Raw genomic sequence first — 17,252 nt, forward strand, 5'->3', positions numbered from 1 at the left:
TATACCCTAAATAATTCGAGTTGCAGGTAGGCGGCAATTGAGATAATCCCCAGGAGCTTACTCAAGTAAGTGACTGGGGTGAGCGAAAGCAGCCAACACCCCTGCAGCTTGAAGTATTAGCGGTAGGATGAGAAGAGAGTCTATGGCTGCGAACAAGCCGACAATCAAAGCACCGAGTCAATACGGTGACATCATTTTCAGTGCGCTGGTTAAACTGGCTGCGCTGATTACGCTATTTCTGTTGGGCGGCATTATCGTTTCACTGATTATTGCTTCCTGGCCAAGTATCGAGAAATTTGGTTGGGCTTTCCTGTGGACTAAAGAGTGGGATGCGCCAGCTGAACAGTTTGGTGCATTAGTACCGATTTACGGTACGGTTGTGACCTCGGTTATCGCTTTGCTCATTGCGGTTCCGGTTAGTTTCGGTATTGCCCTGTTTCTCACTGAACTCGCGCCGAACTGGCTAAAACGCCCGTTAGGTGTGGCGATTGAATTGCTGGCGGCCATCCCAAGTATTGTTTACGGCATGTGGGGTCTTTTCGTCTTCGCTCCGCTGTTTGCCCGCTACTTCCAAGAGCCGGTCGGCAACGTGATGTCCGGCATCCCCATTGTTGGCGTATTGTTCTCTGGCCCGGCATTCGGTATTGGTATTCTGGCCGCCGGTGTCATCCTGGCTATCATGATTATTCCTTACATTGCCGCGGTTATGCGCGATGTGTTCGAACAAACCCCCGTGATGATGAAAGAGTCGGCCTATGGCATTGGCTGTACCACATGGGAAGTGATTTGGCGCATTGTGCTGCCTTATACCAAAAATGGTGTTATCGGCGGTGTGATGTTGGGCCTGGGTCGTGCATTGGGTGAAACCATGGCAGTGACCTTTATTATCGGTAATACCTATCAGCTCGACAGCTTCTCACTGTTTATGCCGGGTAACAGCATTACCTCTGCGTTGGCAAATGAATTTGCTGAAGCTGAATCTGGTTTACATACCGCCGCGTTGATGGAACTGGGCCTAATCTTATTCGTTATTACCTTTATCGTACTGGCTTTATCTAAGCTAATGATTTTGCGTCTGGCTAAGAAAGAGGGGCGCTAAGATGACAACGATGAATATGCAAAGTGATGCGACGCTGATGGAAACCCGCCGTAAAAAGCAGGCCTGGCGTCGTCAAAAGAATCGGATTGCCTTGATACTTTCAATGGCAACTATGGCGTTTGGCCTGTTCTGGTTAGTGTGGATTTTATTTTCTACTATCACCAAAGGTATCGACGGCATGTCTTTGGCGCTGTTTACCGAGATGACACCACCGCCGAATACCGCTGGCGGTGGTTTGGCTAACGCCATTGCCGGCAGTGGATTACTCATTCTGTGGGCGACCGTCATCGGCACCCCATTGGGCATCATGGCGGGAATTTATCTGGCGGAATATGGCCGTAAATCCTGGCTGGCAGAAATTACCCGCTTTATTAATGATATTTTGCTATCAGCTCCTTCTATCGTGGTCGGCTTGTTTGTTTACACCATTGTGGTTGCCAAGATGGAGCATTTCTCGGGCTGGGCTGGGGTGATTGCACTGGCGCTGTTACAGATACCTATTGTTATCCGTACCACTGAAAATATGTTGAAACTGGTGCCTGATAGCCTGCGCGAAGCGGCCTACGCATTAGGAACGCCAAAATGGCGCATGATATCGGCCATTACGTTGAAAGCCTCTATATCAGGTATTTTGACCGGGATCTTGCTGGCAGTCGCACGTATTGCCGGTGAAACGGCACCTTTGCTGTTCACGTCGCTCTCCAACCAATTCTGGAGCACCGATCTGACGCGGCCTATTGCGAACTTGCCGGTCACTATCTTTAAGTTTGCCATGAGCCCGTTTGCCGAATGGCAGCAGTTGGCATGGGCCGGGGTGCTGTTAATCACGCTATGTGTACTGTTACTGAATATTCTGGCTCGCGTTATTTTCGCTAAGAAAAAATATTAATCGGCTGAGAAAGTGCCATTAATTAGCAAAGAAAATAACGATTCGCCAATAAATTCCAAAATGCGGCTACGGCGGCATTGGCTAAAAGAGAGAAGTCTTGATGAGTATGGCTACTGACATCAACAACAGCAAAATTCAGGTTCGCGATCTGAACTTCTACTACGGCAAATTCCATGCGCTGAAGAATATTTCGCTGGATATTGCCAAAAACCAGGTCACGGCATTCATTGGCCCATCAGGCTGCGGTAAATCAACACTGCTGCGTACATTCAATAAAATGTATCAGTTGTACCCGGATCAGCGTGCTGAAGGTGATATTTTGCTGGATGGGCAGAATATCCTGACCGATAAACAAGATATTGCATTACTGCGGGCCAAAGTGGGTATGGTTTTCCAAAAGCCAACGCCATTCCCAATGTCGATTTACGATAACATCGCCTTTGGTGTGAAACTGTTTGAGAACTTGTCTCGCGCTGATATGGATGAACGCGTGCAATGGGCATTGACCAAAGCGGCTTTGTGGAATGAAACCAAGGATAAGCTGCACCAGAGTGGCTATAGCTTGTCGGGTGGGCAGCAGCAGCGTTTATGTATCGCCCGTGGTATTGCCATCCGCCCTGATGTGTTGTTGCTTGATGAGCCTTGTTCAGCACTTGACCCAATTTCTACCGGTCGAATTGAAGAGCTGATTAGTGAGTTGAAGTCAGACTATACCGTGGTGATTGTAACGCACAATATGCAACAGGCCGCTCGCTGTTCAGATCACACAGCATTTATGTATTTGGGCGAGCTAATTGAATTCAGTGATACCGATACCCTGTTTACCGCGCCACAGCAGAAACAGACGGAAGATTATATCACCGGTCGCTATGGCTGATTTTACTCATAGGCTACTACATTTATTTTGCCTACTTGTACGGGAAGTATCATGGATAACTTGAATCTTAATAAACATATTTCCGGCCAGTTCAATGCAGAACTTGAACATATCCGCACCCAGGTTTTGACCATGGGCGGGCTGGTGGAACAACAATTATCTGACGCCATCACCGCCATGCACAATCAGGATGGTGAGTTAGCAAAACAGGTCATTGCTGGCGATAAGAAGGTCAATATGATGGAAGTGGCTATTGATGAAGCCTGTGTGCGCATCATTGCCAAACGCCAGCCAACAGCGAGTGATCTGCGCCTGGTGATGGCCATCATCAAAACGATTTCTGAGCTAGAGCGTATCGGTGATGTGGCCGATAAAATCTGCCGTACTGCGCTGGAAAAATTCTCGCATCAACACCAACCTCTGTTGGTCAGTTTGGAGTCTTTAGGACGCCATACTGTACAGATGCTGCACGATGTCCTGGATGCCTTTGCCCGCATGGATTTGGATGAAGCTATTCGAATTTATCGCGAAGACAAAAAAGTCGATCAGGAATATGAAGGCATTGTGCGCCAGTTGATGACGTATATGATGGAAGATCCGCGCACCATACCAAGCGTATTAACAGCGCTGTTTTGCGCCCGTTCAATTGAGCGTATTGGCGATCGCTGCCAAAATATTTGCGAATTCATCTTCTACTTTGTCAAAGGGCATGATTTCCGTCATTTGGGCGGCGACGATTTAGAAAAACTGCTTTCTAATAAAGCTGAAAAGTAACCTCTTTACCCCAATCATACCGAAGTTAAGGTGTGGTTGGGGGCTATTCCGTGTTCCCTCCTTCTTATGCTCCAACCCTTCTTAATGCGCGATTTTTTATCAATATAACGAGTCTTATTCACTGAGATTAATTGGTTATAAATATATCGTTTTATATTATTTCCTGACCTAACGCCGAATTGATAGCTTACACACAGCGCAACATCTTAATCCTCTTAGGAGCTTTCAATGAAGCAATCTCTATCCACAAAAAAAAGCGTTCTGGCACTGACGTTGTTAGCAAGCCTGGCCACACTTTCTGGTGCGGCTCATGCAGATAAACTGGATGATATCAAGAAGGAAGGAGTGGTGCGGATTGCTGTTTTCGATAGCAACCCTCCATTTGGCTACATCGACCCACAGACCAAAAAATTGGTGGGATATGATGTGGATGTGGCGAATGCGATTGCGAAAGATTTAGGCGTAAAAGTTGAATTGCGGGCAACCAACCCGGCTAACCGTATTCCGTTACTGACATCTAAAAAAGTGGATTTGATTGCTGCCAACTTTACCATTACTAATGACCGCGCCAAGGAAGTGAACTTCAGCTTGCCGTATTTTGCCACCGGTCAGAAATTTATTGCTCATAAAGGTGTGCTGAAAACGCCAGAAGATATCGGCAAATTACGTATCGGTGCGGATAAAGGCACAGTACAGGAAATAACCTTGCGTGATCGCTATCCAACCGCAAAAGTCATTTCCTACGATGATACTCCAGTGGCATTTACCGCTCTGCGCAATGGTAATGTTCAAGCTATCACTCAGGATGATGCCAAATTAGTCGGGCTACTGGGTAACCTTCCTGAAGCACAAAAAGCAGATTTTGAAATCTCACCATTCAGTATTACCAAAGAATATCAAGGTATTGGCATTCCTAAAGGTGAAGATCGTTTAACCGCTGAAGTGAACGAGACACTGGTTAAACTGGAAAAAGATGGCGAAGCAGCGAAAATTTATGATCGCTGGTTCGGGCCAGAAACCAAAGCTGCTCAGCCACGTGGTGATTTCAAATTTGCACCATTGGATCAACAGCCTAAAGCATAATATATCCTTCGTCCTTGAAGTTGCAGGGGTGTTAGCTGCGCGCACTTACCCGAATCACTTACTTGAGTAAGCTCATCGGGATTCGTTTGCTGGCTGCCTACCTGCAACGTCAATGACTTAGGCTATAACGTTATGGCTCATAGGTATGTAAGAGTAAAAAATGGATTTTATTGTGTGCCCAAAAAAGACCCTATTGAAGCGTCAAACAGAAATAGGTCTAAAGCCCTATGAATCTACATCACCTCACTGACTGGTTACTGGCCCCGCAGTATCTTGGCTGGTTGTGGCACGGTTTTCTGCTGACGTTATGGATTTCAGCCTGCACCGTGGTGGCCTCGACGTTATTGGGTTTTTTGCTGGCCGCCGCCAGAGACAGTGAACTCAAAGCACTACAATGGCTTGCCATTGGTTACAGCACCCTATTTCGCAACACACCACTGCTGATCCAGTTGTTCTTTTGGTACTTCGCTGCCAGTCAGTTTCTACCCGCATCCTGGATACCTTGGCTTAATACTCCTCATGAAATCACGTTTTTCGGGTTAACCCTCGGCTGGCCTTCTTTTGAATTTTTGGCTGGTTTTATCGGGTTAACCTGCTATTCCACGGCATTTATTGCTGAAGAGTTGCGTTCGGGGATCAGCGGGGTTGCGAAGGGGCAAAAGTATGCTGCCCATGCACTGGGGTTGACGGGATGGCAGGCCATGCGCCATGTGGTGTTGCCGCAGGCGTTGAAGATAGCGATGCCGCCGTTACTTGGCCAATATATGAATATTATTAAAAACTCGTCATTAGCAATGGCTATTGGGGTGGCGGAGCTTTCTTATGCCTCTCGTCAGGTTGAAACCGAAACATTGCGCACATTCCAGGCTTTCGGGGTTGCGACGGTGTTGTATATCGCGATTATTGCGTTGATTGAGGCCTGGGGCATGTGGCGTCAGCAGCGAGCCGTCGCTAAGGGGCACTGAGATGGATTTTACCATTATTGCTGATAACTGGACTTATCTGTTGTGGGGCACTTTTCCTGATGGCCCGCTAGGTGGAGCGGCATTAACATTGCTGATCAGCCTGTTGGCTGGGGTGGCTTCGGCAATTTTAGGCACGGTGCTGGGCGTGGCGTTGGCGATGTCCCGTGGTGTTTGGGCCGGAGTATTGGCCGCCGTTCTAGGGTTTTTCCGCGCCATTCCGGTGATTATGTTGATTTTCTGGACATATTTTCTTCTGCCAATTGTGTTTGGTGTGGATATACCGGAAATCACCACGGTGGTGTGTGCGCTGGCACTGATTGCATCAGCTTATCTGGCTCATGCGGTGAAAGCCGGGATCGCGGCAATTGGGGCAGGGCAGTGGCAGGCGGGTTTGTCATTAGGTTTCAATCGCTGGCAGGTTTTGTGGTTTATCGTCTTGCCACAGGCCTTACGCATGATGGTGCCATCATTCATTAATCAATGGATTTCTTTGATTAAAGACACCTCGCTGGCCTATATCGTCGGGGTAAATGAACTGACATTTTTGGCCACTCAGGTTAATAACCGCAGCATGGTTTACCCGATGGAAGTGTTCCTGTTCGTGGCATTGGTCTATTTCGTTTTATGTCTGACTTTAGACTTGCTGGCAAATGCACTTAATCGTCGTTTTAGCCCGCAACATACCATTAATAAACAAAGCGCCATGAAGCGATCATGGCGTTGGTGGCGAAATAAGTCAGTATTACCAGCAAGTTAATGGCGGGTAATCTGCCAGCCTCTTTCACGCCATAAGTCAGGCAGTTGCCGCATATCATCAAACATGGTGACCAATGGATGGTGAATCGGTTGGTTATGCGGGTCGGCGCAGTAATAATACACCGGTATCCCTGCGGCTATTCCGGCATGGGTGCCGGCTGCTGAGTCTTCAACTAAAATGCAGCGCTCGGCCGCAACCTGCATCTCTTCTGCTGCATGATAAATCAGTGTCGGATCGGGCTTCCAACGCTGAATGTCGTAGCCGCTATAAAGTCTGTCTTCAAAAAACGGCAGTAAGCCAGTCAGGCCAAGCGAGTGCTGCATTTTACTCACTGGCCCATTAGACACCACACAAACCGGCAATGTGATTTGCTCTAGCAGCTCTTTTGCTCCAGCAATAGGTTGTAGCTCCGCATCAAATAAGCGGGCAACTTCGGCACGGTAGAGTTTTTCCAGCTTTTCAATAGATTCATCCAGGCCGTTTTCTTGACTCACCCGCGCGACAATCTCATTGAGTTTTACGCCTTTAAACCGCTTAATCACTTCTTCCAGTGACAGGTGAATATCATAATGGGCAAACATCACGACATAGGCCCGACAACACAAGATTTCACTGTCGACCAGGGTTCCGTCGCAATCGAACATAACGCATTCAATATTACTCACTTATTTCTCCCTTTAATCATCCCAACCCTCTTTATTCCACTTTAACCATCCTGCCCCAGAATGCGATAGATAATTACCTTGCCAGCAATATTACTCATATCAACTGAATAAAATTCAATAAGTTGAATAACACTGGTTAATGTTTAATCAGTTGTTGCGCAACAAGGCAGATAAAAAATAGCCAAATAGAGTGTGATCTCGCTCTAAACAACAGTTTTTTTGTTATAGGATATCCCTAACTATCACTCCCTTCTGTGGAACTCCTCGAATGAGTAAACCAAACCTTGATACTGAGCAGGGGCTGCTCGAACGTGTTTTTAAACTGAAACAACATGGGACTACCGCCCGTACTGAGTTAATTGCGGGTATCACAACCTTCCTGACCATGGTCTATATCGTGTTCGTTAACCCACAGATTTTAGGGGTTGCGGGTATGGATGTGCAGGCCGTATTCGTGACGACTTGCCTGATTGCCGCCTTTGGTAGCATCTTTATGGGCCTATTGGCTAACTTACCGGTCGCACTTGCACCGGCGATGGGGCTTAATGCTTTCTTCGCTTTTGTGGTGGTTGGCGCGATGGGTATTTCATGGCAAGTCGGTATGGGTGCTATTTTCTGGGGCGCAATCGGTTTCCTTTTGCTCACCATTTTCCGTATCCGATACTGGATGATCGCTAACATTCCGCTAAGCCTGCGAGTAGGGATCACCAGCGGTATCGGCCTGTTTATTGCCATGATGGGGCTGAAAAATGCCGGCATTGTGGTGGCAAACCCAGACACGTTAGTCGCGGTTGGTAATCTAACCTCGCACAGTGTGCTGTTAGGGGCGTTGGGCTTCTTTATTATCGCAGTTCTGGCCTCTCGCAATATCCATGCCGCAGTCCTGGTATCGATTGTGGTGACGACATTAATCGGCTGGGCGCTGGGTGATGTCCATTACTCTGGCATCTTCTCCATGCCGCCAAGTGTAACCTCAGTGGTCGGGCAGGTCGATTTAGCCGGTGCGCTGAATATTGGTATGGCGGGAATCATTTTCTCCTTCATGTTGGTTAACCTGTTCGATTCATCCGGTACATTGATTGGTGTGACGGATAAAGCCGGTTTAACTGACCATAAAGGCAAGTTCCCGCGCATGAAACAAGCGCTGTATGTGGACAGCATCAGCTCTGTTGCCGGCGCGTTTATTGGTACGTCATCAGTGACCGCTTATATCGAAAGCTCTTCCGGTGTTTCTGTCGGTGGCCGTACCGGTTTAACTGCCGTGGTGGTGGGGATTCTCTTCCTGCTGGTAATGTTTGTTTCTCCGCTGGCGGGAATGGTGCCTGCCTATGCCGCAGCCGGTGCGTTGATTTATGTCGGCGTGTTGATGACATCCAGCTTATCCCGTGTGAAATGGGATGACCTGACCGAAGCGGTTCCGGCGTTTGTTACCGCAGTGATGATGCCGTTCAGCTTCTCGATTACAGAAGGGATCGCGCTGGGCTTTATCTCTTACTGTCTGATGAAGTTGGGTACTGGCCGCTGGCGTGAGATCAGCCCATGCGTGGTGGTGGTTGCGCTACTGTTTGTGCTGAAAATTGCGTTTGTTGATCACTAATCGCAAATACTGTTGATCATTAATAGCAAATAGCGAAACGGCCCGCTCTCAGTATTGAAAGTGGGCCGTTTTATTGAATATCGTATTACTTCAGTTGAGCGCTGATTTGCTCCAGTGCTTTTGTGGCACATTGTGCATCCAGATGCCCGCCGGGCGCGCCAGCAACACCTATCGCACCAACCACTTCATCTCCTGCTTTCACCGGCACACCGCCACCTAAAAGTAAGAAACCGGGAATATCTTTCAGGTTATTGGCCGCGGGTGTTTTCTGACTGTTTTCCATAACTGTCCCACTTGGGGTTTTGGTCGACAGCGCAGTAAAGGCTTTTTGCTCACTGGCTTTTACGGTATGTGGGCCAGCATTATCAGCACGCAGCACAGTTTTGATGATGCCAGCGCGATCCACAACAGTTACCGCAACGTTATAGCCATCAGCCTGGCAAACGGCGAGGGCACGGCTTGCTACGTCGGTAGCCAGAGCCAAAGAGATATTGCGTTCAGTATTCAGACCCGCAGCAGAAGCTTGAGTTATCAGGCCGATGAATAAGGCAGAGGTCAGGGCAATAGGCTTGATCATATAAAATCCTTATTGTTAGCGAAGTGAATTCCTCACAGTAACGCTATGCTACGGCGAAAAGTGGTGAAAAAACATTCGGCTAACTACCCGTTTTACTAGGTACTTATACTTATACTCGTCATACTTCAAGCCGCATGTGCGTTGGCTGCATTCGTTCACCCTAGTCACTTACTTGAGTAAGCTCCAAGGGATTCGCTCAATTGCCGCCTTCCTGCAACTCGAATTATTTAGAGTATATTGGCGCCTACCTGTAACGCCAATTGCCTTGGGGATTATTGGGAGGATAAGTGATAGTGATGAATCAGTAATGCCAGCGAGTTGACCTCTAGCTTGGCAAAGATATTCGCGCGGTGAGCCTCAACGGTGCGCGGTGATAGCGACAATATATGGGCAATCTGTTTGCTGGTTTCCCCTTGAATGATCAGGGCGGCAACTTCCCGCTCGCGGGCTGAGAGTTGGTTGAATAACTGTTGATAGCTCGCCCGCTGCTTATGGGCTGTCAGCGATTGTTCATGCTGCTCCAGCGCCATACTGACGGTTTCGATCAGGACATCTGCATCAATCGGTTTGGTTAAAAACTCCAGTGCACCACCTTTAAAGGCCCGGCGGCATAATTCAACATTACCATGCCCCGTCATAATGATGACCGGCAGGGCGCTATTACGCTCTTGAATAGCTTCTAATATCGTCATGCCACTTTTACCCGGCATGCGAATATCGAGCAGTACACAACTTGGCTGAGTAATGGCAAAGGTATCGAGGAATATCTGGCCATTACTGAATGCGTTAACCTCCCAGCCCATAGTCGTGAGTAATGCGCTCAATGCTGTGCGAACACCCTCATCATCATCAATCAGATAAATGTGTTTTGTCATGCGTACTCCCGGCAATTAGAGGAAAAGTGAGGGTAAAGCAAGCGCCCCCATGTTCATTGTTTCCCGCTTTTATGTCGCCCCCCATTCGTTGTACCAAGGTTTCACAAAGAGTCAGCCCTAAGCCCAACCCGCTCTCTCGAGTGGTATAGAAGGGGGTAAACAGGCTATCTAACTGCTGCTGACTAAGTCCCGGCCCGTTATCTTCAATCTGAATAACCCATTGTTTGGCTGTGATATTTACTGTGAAAGTCACCGTCGGGGTAGGGGTATGTTGGAGAGCCTGAATGGCATTGCTGAGTAAATTATGAAAAACCTGCTCCAGCCATAAAGGGTCACTTTGTAGTGTGGGTAGATTTGCCGGAATCATGTTTATGATTTTGACATTCGCCGCGGTTATTTCCTGACTCAACAACACATTCACTCGTCGCCAGATATCAGCCACGACAACCGGTTGTAAATTTATCTGCCCACGGCTGAGTAAGGTTCGCAGCCGGTCTAATAAAGCAGCAATGCGTTTGATTTGCTCGACAGAGGCCACCAGCAGTGGGGCAACTTGCTTGTCCTGCGGTGGTAACAGCCGTAGCGCGGTCTGGTTATAGGTCAATGTTGCGGTGAGCGGCTGGTTTAATTCATGGGCGATGCCGGTTGCAATCTCCCCCATGGCATTGAGTCTGGCTTGATCGGCAAACTTGGCGCGCTGCTCGGCATGTAAACGGTGTTGAGCCAATTGTTGCCAGCGCTGCCAACTGTATAAGGCGGCGGCTATTATCAGCGAAAGCAGTAGGGCGGTGAACCAGGGTAAATCACGCCAAACCGGGGTGGCATGACCTATTAAAGTGAAAGATTGCGCCCCTTCGCCCACCGGTTTTTGCCACTGCCAGAAACTTTCAGGCGCTGAATGGCCCAAAATCGCGAGTTGATGCTGCTGATAGCGCAATACCAGACTATCAAAATGGGGCGGTAAACCTACCACTTGTAGCAACTTCTGGGCATTAACCTGCAAACCACTGCCGCTGTAGGAGTTCGCTAAACGATAATCTCCATCCTGAAGGTGCAAGGTGAGTTGACCGGGTTTCGATTGATCTGCTGGTGTTTGGTTTATCGCTACCAGTTGGGGGAAATGGCGCTGTAATTGCACCAGTTGGCTTGGTTCCAACGCCAAAAATAAAATCGCCTGCTGCTGCGCCAACTGTTGGCTCAATTCGCGATAAATAGTACGAAAATCGGCTTCTCGCTCAGCTTGCTGTGTATTCAGCCCGTACCAGCCTAGCCAGAGAGTGGACATCAGGGTCAGGATAAACCAGACAGTGATTTTAAAGGCCATGAGTGGGTTGCATCCACAAAAGAGAAGGTGGTTATTGATAACATGGGGCGCGATACAGAGGAAACCCCCAACACCGCATGACATGGGGGTTTTGTAACCTTCGAGAGTTATTTCACCCGAACGCGTTCAATGTAAGTGGCAAAGGCAGCAAGCTGTTTGGTCAGAAAATCCAGCGTTCCCTGATCCGTCAGTTCTTTCGTTTGTTCATCGACTTTGCTTTGAATCACGCCGCCCATAAATTCAGGTTTATTCATCACCATCGCTTCAAGGAAAACCAAAATCTGACGCAGATGATACTGGCAACGCGCTCCACCAATCGGCCCCATGGAGCTGGTCTGAATCGCGACCGGTTTGTTGGCGAGTGGCTGGTTGGGTAAACGGGATAACCAGTCGATGGCATTCTTCAACCCGCCAGGAACCGAATAGTTATATTCCGGTGTCACGATAATGACCCCATCGGCCTGACGAATCTGCTCAGCAATGGCCTCTATCGTGGATGGGAACCCATTTTCCTGCTGGATATCAGCATCATAAAGCGGTATATCGCCTATAGATGGCAGTGCTTCGATAGTCACCCCAGCCGGCGCTAACTTAGGCAGCGCACGCGCCACCATGGCATTGTAGGAACCACTACGCAAGCTACCCAATAGGGTAACTATTTTAAGGGATGGTTGTGACATGGCATGCTCCCGATAAGTGAATAAAAGATGCTGTTCCACCCCCAGAGTAGGGCAAACTTGTGCGATAAAACAATGACTATCTGCCCTGTTATCCCTTTAAATTTCACTTAAATCAGTCTCAGTTGCGGATTTATTGCACTGAAATTGTGATCGCAGGATAAAAACAGAAAAATCGTTTCTTTCCGTTATCAAGTCTATGAGTGGAATGCCGTTAATAGATCTGGAGCTATCCAGCTCTCTTACATTGAGCGACACGATAATGCTAAAAACCACTCAAGCCCGATTCACCTTACTCGTAAGTGCGTTTTTCATTTTCTTGCTGATAATCACCGTGGTGGTTATTCAGCTTTTTGTGACACCACAACTCAAGCAATCTGAAAGCACCATTGTTAGCAACAGCGTTGATCAAATCGCGACAGCGATAACGGCGCAAATGAACAAAGTAGAAGCACAAGCCCGCAGTATTACCCAGGCCGTTGCCATAATGGACAGTAATACCATCGACTCATTATTGCCGGGGTTAGTGGATCAATATGGTGACAGTAATGTCTTTGGTGGTGGGATTTGGCCATTACCCAATAAACGCGAGCAAGGAGTGATTAAATTCAGCACTTTCTTTGCCCGTAATGGGGAAAATAAGTTAACGGTAAATACCCACTGGAATTCGCCAGAGTCACAAAATTATTTTGAACAACCGTGGTACAAAGATGGCTTAAATGCTCCGAAAGGCTTCTGCGCGTGGGCGAAAGCCTATCAGGATGATGCCAGTCCGCAACCGAGAACCAACTGCGCGATGGCGATTTATAAAGGTGACGAGGCTTATGGTGTTTCTACCATTGATGTCACTTTAGGCTTCTTTAACCGCTTGGTTAAGGAGATGGAACAGAAGGTCAATGGCACCATTTTGATTGTCGAAGCGGATGGCAAAGTTGTGGGTAGCAGTGCCTTGGCCGATGGCAAAGCAGAATTAAAAAATCTGTCCGACTTTGCTGCCAGCTCACCAATGGCAGCGGAAACACAGCGGTTGTTGGCACAGATGAAAAACCAGAAATCACTGGAAAGTGAATTTGATGTCGATGGAACCTCTCATACCCTGTTTATCCGCCCGATCGCCAATAGCCCGTGGTATTTGGTCACTGACCTGCCAACCAGTTTGTTAGTCAAACAGAGCCACAGTATCTTGCTGCATCTGGGGTTAGTGCAGATTCCTATCATGCTGATATTGCTGTTGTTCCTGGTGTTCTCTATTCGCGTCTTTATGAAACGCTTGGCGGTTTTGAAAGAGAATATTACTGCATTATCTGCGGGAGGAGCTGATTTAACCCAGCGCTTACCACAAAGCAGTAGCCCGGAATTCAATGCTATTAACCAGAGTTTCAACGATTTTATCGACTATTTGCAGCAAATGATGCGTCAGGTCGGTGAAAGTAGCTTAGCTATCGCGTCGGCATCGCGCCAAATTGCCAGCGGCAATCTGGATTTATCCGCTCGCACTGAAGATCAAGCCAGTTCGATTGAAGAAACTGCTGCTTCAATGGATGAACTGACCAGTACCGTTAAACAAAATGCGGATAACGCCAGCCATGCTAACCAGTTGGCGATGGATGCTTCCACTGTGGCGGTGAAAGGCAGCACGGTAGTGAAGAAAGTGGTGGATACCATGGGGTCAATCAACCATTCGTCGAAGAAAATCGTCGATATTATCAGTGTGATTGATAGCATCGCTTTCCAAACCAATATTCTGGCGCTGAATGCGGCGGTAGAAGCAGCAAGAGCGGGTGAGCAAGGGCGAGGTTTTGCGGTCGTTGCTTCTGAAGTGCGTAATTTAGCGCAGCGCTCAGCGACTTCTGCCCGCGAAATTAAAAAGCTGATTGAAGACTCGGTGGCTGATATTGCGATTGGTACGGGTTTGGTGGCAGATGCGGGTACCACGATGGATGACCTGATGAGTGGGGTTTCCAATGTGGCGGCATTAATGAATGAAATTATGTCATCAAGCCAGGAGCAAAGTTTGGGTATCGAGCAAGTTAATCTGGCTATTAATCAGTTAGATAACACAACGCAGCAAAACGCGGCGCTGGTGGAACAAGTGGCGGCGGCGGCTCAAGCTATGCAGGATCAAACCTTGCAGTTAGAAAGTGTGATTAGCGGCTTTAAGGTTTAATTTTATACCCGTCATACTTCAAGCTGCATGTGTGTTGGCTACGCTCAATAACCCGAATCACTTACTTATGTAAGCTCATCGGGATTATCTCGCTTGCCGCCTTCCTGCAACTCGAATTATTTAGGGTATATATTGCTGTTATGCCAAAAAACTTAACCCCTTTTGAATATCAGAAGGGGTTAAGACTGCTGGCTAAGTCGATTGAAGGGGAAATGTTCCGTTGGGGTCGTAGTCGCGTAAGCGACCGGAGCGCCCCTAGGAGCAGTCGCCCCTTCACACACCTGGCTTGCCAATGGTTTTATCATTAACCTCAGTTTTATTTATGACTCACGGCGAATTTTACTGGCAAATAAATTTCCCAGTGATTGGATTAACTGCACGGTGATAATCAATACAATAGCCGTGGTCACAGTGACGAAAGTATCAAAGCGCTGATAACCATAAGTAATGGCTAAATCACCAATCCCACCACCGCCTACGGTACCTGCCATCGCCGTGGCTCCAATCAAACCAATAGTAGCCGTGGTTAACGCCAATATTAAAGATGAGAGTGCTTCGGGCAGTAAAAAATACCAAATAGCTTGTAATGGGGTGGCTCCCATCGATTTCGCCGCTTCCAAAATACCGGGATTAACATCCAGCAGTGAGTTTTCTACCAAGCGACCAATATAGGGCGCGATAAAAATAATCAGCGGCACAATTGCCCCCGGTGTTCCTATGGTGGTGTTCACAATAAGGCGGGTGAGCGGGATAATCGCCACCATCAAAATAATAAAAGGCAGTGATCGGATGATATTGATGATGGGATTAAGAATATTATAAAAAGTGCGGTTCTTAATTAATCCGCCCGGCCGGGTCACTACCAGTAAAATGCCTAAAGGAATACCAATAAGGGAACCGATCACCAATGAAATACTGACCATAACCAAGGTGTCGTGTAGCGCCTGGACGAATTGGTCTAACGTAATTGCGGTTTCGATCATCAATTTATTTCCTGTATATCAATTCCTGTTCCTGCCAGATAATTAACAGCACCATCAATGGTGTGATTCTCGCCGGTTAATAACAGCACCATATGGCCCAATGTGGTATCTTGTATTTCTGACATATTGGCAAACAAAATATTGACGCCAATATCGTATTTCCTAATTAGCTGGTTGATTACCGGTTGGGTGGCTATCGCTCCGACAAATGCCAAACGGAATTGACGGCCGGTATGGCTATTATCCAATAGCTTTTTCACGCTATCGGGTAAGCTATCTTTGATGACGGTACGTACAAAGTTAATGGTTGTAGGATGAGTTGGATGACCAAACACCGTCAATACTGAACCTTGCTCAATAATTTGACCGTTTTCCATGACCGCCACCTTATTGCAGATTTTTTGAATAACTGACATTTCATGAGTAATCAGCAAAACCGTAATATTGTATTGCTGATTTATCTTCTTCAGTAATAACAAGATCTGAGCAGTAGTTTGAGGGTCTAGCGATGAGGTGGCCTCATCACACAGCAGAATAGATGGATTAGTTGCCAGCGCACGGGCAATACCGACCCGTTGCTTCTGCCCGCCTGATAATTCGTTAGGAAAACTGTGACTTTTATCCCCCAGCCCGACAAAATCCAACAGTTCAGCGACACGTTCCTGAATGAATTTTTTGTTTTTCCCTAATAAAATAAGTGGCATCGCGACGTTTTTAAAAACGGTCTTTGATTCCAGTAAATTAAAATTCTGGAATATCATGCCAATATTTTTTTTCAATAACCGGAGTTGCTCTTGGCTGAAATCATGCAGGTTTTTGCCATCAATAATGACATTTCCGGCCGTTGGGCTTTCCAGCGAATTGACCATCCGTAATAAGGTACTTTTCCCAGCACCACTGTAGCCGATGATGCCAAATATATCGCCATCCTCGACGGTTAAATTAACATCATTAAGTGCCTGTAGTTTGATACCTTTACGTTCAAAGGTTTTAGAAATATGCTGAAGCTCAATCATCTGTTATTCCATTAGTTTAGATAATCAGGCAGCATATAGCCTGTGTACTTCTCGTTTTCCAGAATATATTTTTTGAATTCAGGAGAGTGATACCCTGCAATAATATCTTTGGCAAACTCGGCATCTTTATTTTTACCGGCAACGGTCACCACATTAACAAATTGAGTGGTGGGTTTTTCAAGTTGCAGGGCAGAAGTCAGTTTTATTCCATTAGAAACCGCAAAATTGCCTTGGATAGCACCGTAATCGACATCAGGTAATGCTCTGACTTGTTGAGCGTTATCCATTTCTTTGATGACCAAATGATAAGGGTTTTCTGCAATATCTCTTTGCGAGAAGGTGGCCGGATCAATTTTTTCTTTCAGTTTTATCCAGCCAATAGATTGCAGCAACAGCGCTGCCCGGTATTCGTTTGATGGCTGATTTGGGACTGAAATCCATGCACCGTCTTTGGGCTTATCTTCTTTTTTATGCTGATTAGAATAGAGGCCCATTGGCGGGGTTGGAACCTGAATAATCCCTGTATTATCAATTCGTAATCGCTCATTTATCGCTTGCAGATAAATGGGATGCTGCATGATGTTGCCATCAATCTCACCGGTACTGACGGCGTTATTGACCTGAATCCCATCATTGAAGTCTTTATATTCGACGCTGTAGCCTTTCTTGATGAGATAGGGTGCCACGCCTTTCTCAAATTGCTCTTTATAAGGGCCAGGATTAAACCCTAACTTAATGACTTTCTTCTCATCACTATGAGCATTCAGTGAAGTTAAAATAAGTAAACCAGATAAGGCTATTGCCAGCGAACGCATTTTCATCATCATTTCCCTGTGGAATAAATATTAATTCAGACGCTAAAGAGGAATTTATTCACAAGGTTGCAGACTATTGGGTTCTCCGTAAACGAAGAATATAGACTTAGCT

The 17,252-nt window shown here is 47.0% G+C and carries 17 protein-coding genes; 9 read left to right on the forward strand and 8 right to left on the reverse strand.

Going from position 1 to position 17,252, the window contains the following annotated elements; translation table 11 throughout:
* Positions 1-142 precede the first annotated feature (142 nt).
* The 7 genes from pstC (at position 143) to HU019_RS03560 (ending at position 6,444) form a co-directional block, all read left to right on the forward strand.
* Complete coding sequence (gene pstC, locus HU019_RS03530) at positions 143-1,099, forward strand: phosphate ABC transporter permease PstC (RefSeq protein ID WP_005175159.1); 957 nt, start codon at positions 143-145, stop codon at positions 1,097-1,099.
* Between the two features lies 1 nt (position 1,100).
* Positions 1,101-1,988: a phosphate ABC transporter permease PstA gene (pstA, locus tag HU019_RS03535; protein ID WP_174848269.1), complete on the forward strand. Its 888-nt coding sequence runs from the start codon at positions 1,101-1,103 to the stop codon at positions 1,986-1,988.
* 100 nt (positions 1,989-2,088) lie between these two features.
* A complete protein-coding gene (gene pstB / locus HU019_RS03540; RefSeq protein WP_004713904.1) occupies positions 2,089-2,865 on the forward strand; it encodes a phosphate ABC transporter ATP-binding protein PstB in 777 nt (258 codons plus the stop codon).
* Between the two features lie 51 nt (positions 2,866-2,916).
* Complete coding sequence (gene phoU / locus HU019_RS03545) at positions 2,917-3,639, forward strand: phosphate signaling complex protein PhoU (RefSeq protein WP_050078729.1); 723 nt, start codon at positions 2,917-2,919, stop codon at positions 3,637-3,639.
* A 228-nt stretch (positions 3,640-3,867) separates the two neighbouring features.
* Positions 3,868-4,722: an ABC transporter substrate-binding protein gene (locus HU019_RS03550; RefSeq protein WP_174848270.1), complete on the forward strand. Its 855-nt coding sequence runs from the start codon at positions 3,868-3,870 to the stop codon at positions 4,720-4,722.
* 227 nt (positions 4,723-4,949) lie between these two features.
* On the forward strand, positions 4,950-5,687 hold the full coding sequence (locus HU019_RS03555) for an amino acid ABC transporter permease (RefSeq protein ID WP_174848271.1): 738 nt from the start codon (positions 4,950-4,952) through the stop codon (positions 5,685-5,687).
* A 1-nt stretch (position 5,688) separates the two neighbouring features.
* The gene (locus HU019_RS03560) at positions 5,689-6,444 is read left to right on the forward strand and encodes an amino acid ABC transporter permease (protein WP_174848272.1); all 756 of its coding nucleotides are present in this window, start codon (positions 5,689-5,691) and stop codon (positions 6,442-6,444) included.
* On the opposite strand, the gene yieH is transcribed toward HU019_RS03560, so the two are convergent.
* Positions 6,441-7,109 (reverse strand): 6-phosphogluconate phosphatase, encoded by a 669-nt coding sequence (yieH, locus tag HU019_RS03565; protein ID WP_174848273.1) that lies wholly within the window; start codon positions 7,107-7,109, stop codon positions 6,441-6,443. The genes HU019_RS03560 and yieH overlap by 4 nt on opposite strands.
* A gap of 268 nt (positions 7,110-7,377) precedes the next feature.
* On the opposite strand from yieH, the gene HU019_RS03570 reads away from it, so the two are divergent.
* A complete protein-coding gene (locus HU019_RS03570; RefSeq protein ID WP_050078735.1) occupies positions 7,378-8,706 on the forward strand; it encodes an NCS2 family permease in 1,329 nt (442 codons plus the stop codon).
* Positions 8,707-8,791: 85 nt separating this feature from the next.
* Here the strand turns inward: HU019_RS03570 and HU019_RS03575 are convergent, their stop codons facing one another.
* From HU019_RS03575 to HU019_RS03590, 4 genes are all read right to left on the reverse strand, one after another.
* Positions 8,792-9,283 (reverse strand): GlcG/HbpS family heme-binding protein, encoded by a 492-nt coding sequence (locus HU019_RS03575; RefSeq protein ID WP_174848274.1) that lies wholly within the window; start codon positions 9,281-9,283, stop codon positions 8,792-8,794.
* Between the two features lie 272 nt (positions 9,284-9,555).
* A complete protein-coding gene (locus HU019_RS03580) occupies positions 9,556-10,158 on the reverse strand; it encodes a response regulator transcription factor (protein ID WP_174848275.1) in 603 nt (200 codons plus the stop codon).
* Positions 10,133-11,482, reverse strand: a complete 1,350-nt coding sequence (locus HU019_RS03585) for a sensor histidine kinase (RefSeq protein ID WP_174848276.1) — start codon at positions 11,480-11,482, stop codon at positions 10,133-10,135. The genes HU019_RS03580 and HU019_RS03585 overlap by 26 nt, the downstream gene beginning before the upstream one ends.
* A gap of 107 nt (positions 11,483-11,589) precedes the next feature.
* On the reverse strand, positions 11,590-12,162 hold the full coding sequence (locus HU019_RS03590; protein WP_174848277.1) for an NADPH-dependent FMN reductase: 573 nt from the start codon (positions 12,160-12,162) through the stop codon (positions 11,590-11,592).
* A gap of 259 nt (positions 12,163-12,421) precedes the next feature.
* Between HU019_RS03590 and HU019_RS03595 the strand changes: the two genes are divergently transcribed.
* Positions 12,422-14,326, forward strand: coding sequence for a methyl-accepting chemotaxis protein (locus HU019_RS03595; RefSeq protein WP_174848278.1), 1,905 nt, complete (start codon positions 12,422-12,424; stop codon positions 14,324-14,326).
* Positions 14,327-14,646: 320 nt separating this feature from the next.
* Here the strand turns inward: HU019_RS03595 and HU019_RS03600 are convergent, their stop codons facing one another.
* From HU019_RS03600 to HU019_RS03610, 3 genes are read right to left on the reverse strand one after another with little or no spacing between them, the layout of a single operon-like run.
* Entirely contained in the window at positions 14,647-15,309 is a 663-nt protein-coding gene (locus HU019_RS03600; protein ID WP_019084191.1) for a methionine ABC transporter permease, read from the reverse strand.
* Positions 15,309-16,325: a methionine ABC transporter ATP-binding protein gene (locus tag HU019_RS03605; RefSeq protein ID WP_174848279.1), complete on the reverse strand. Its 1,017-nt coding sequence runs from the start codon at positions 16,323-16,325 to the stop codon at positions 15,309-15,311. Before HU019_RS03605 ends, HU019_RS03600 begins: the two co-directional genes overlap by 1 nt.
* An 11-nt stretch (positions 16,326-16,336) precedes the next feature.
* Positions 16,337-17,146, reverse strand: coding sequence for a MetQ/NlpA family ABC transporter substrate-binding protein (locus tag HU019_RS03610; protein ID WP_174848280.1), 810 nt, complete (start codon positions 17,144-17,146; stop codon positions 16,337-16,339).
* Between the last annotated feature and the right edge of the window lie 106 nt (positions 17,147-17,252).

It is taken from the genome of Yersinia artesiana (assembly GCF_902726545.1).
Taxonomy (GTDB): Bacteria; Pseudomonadota; Gammaproteobacteria; order Enterobacterales; family Enterobacteriaceae; genus Yersinia; species Yersinia artesiana.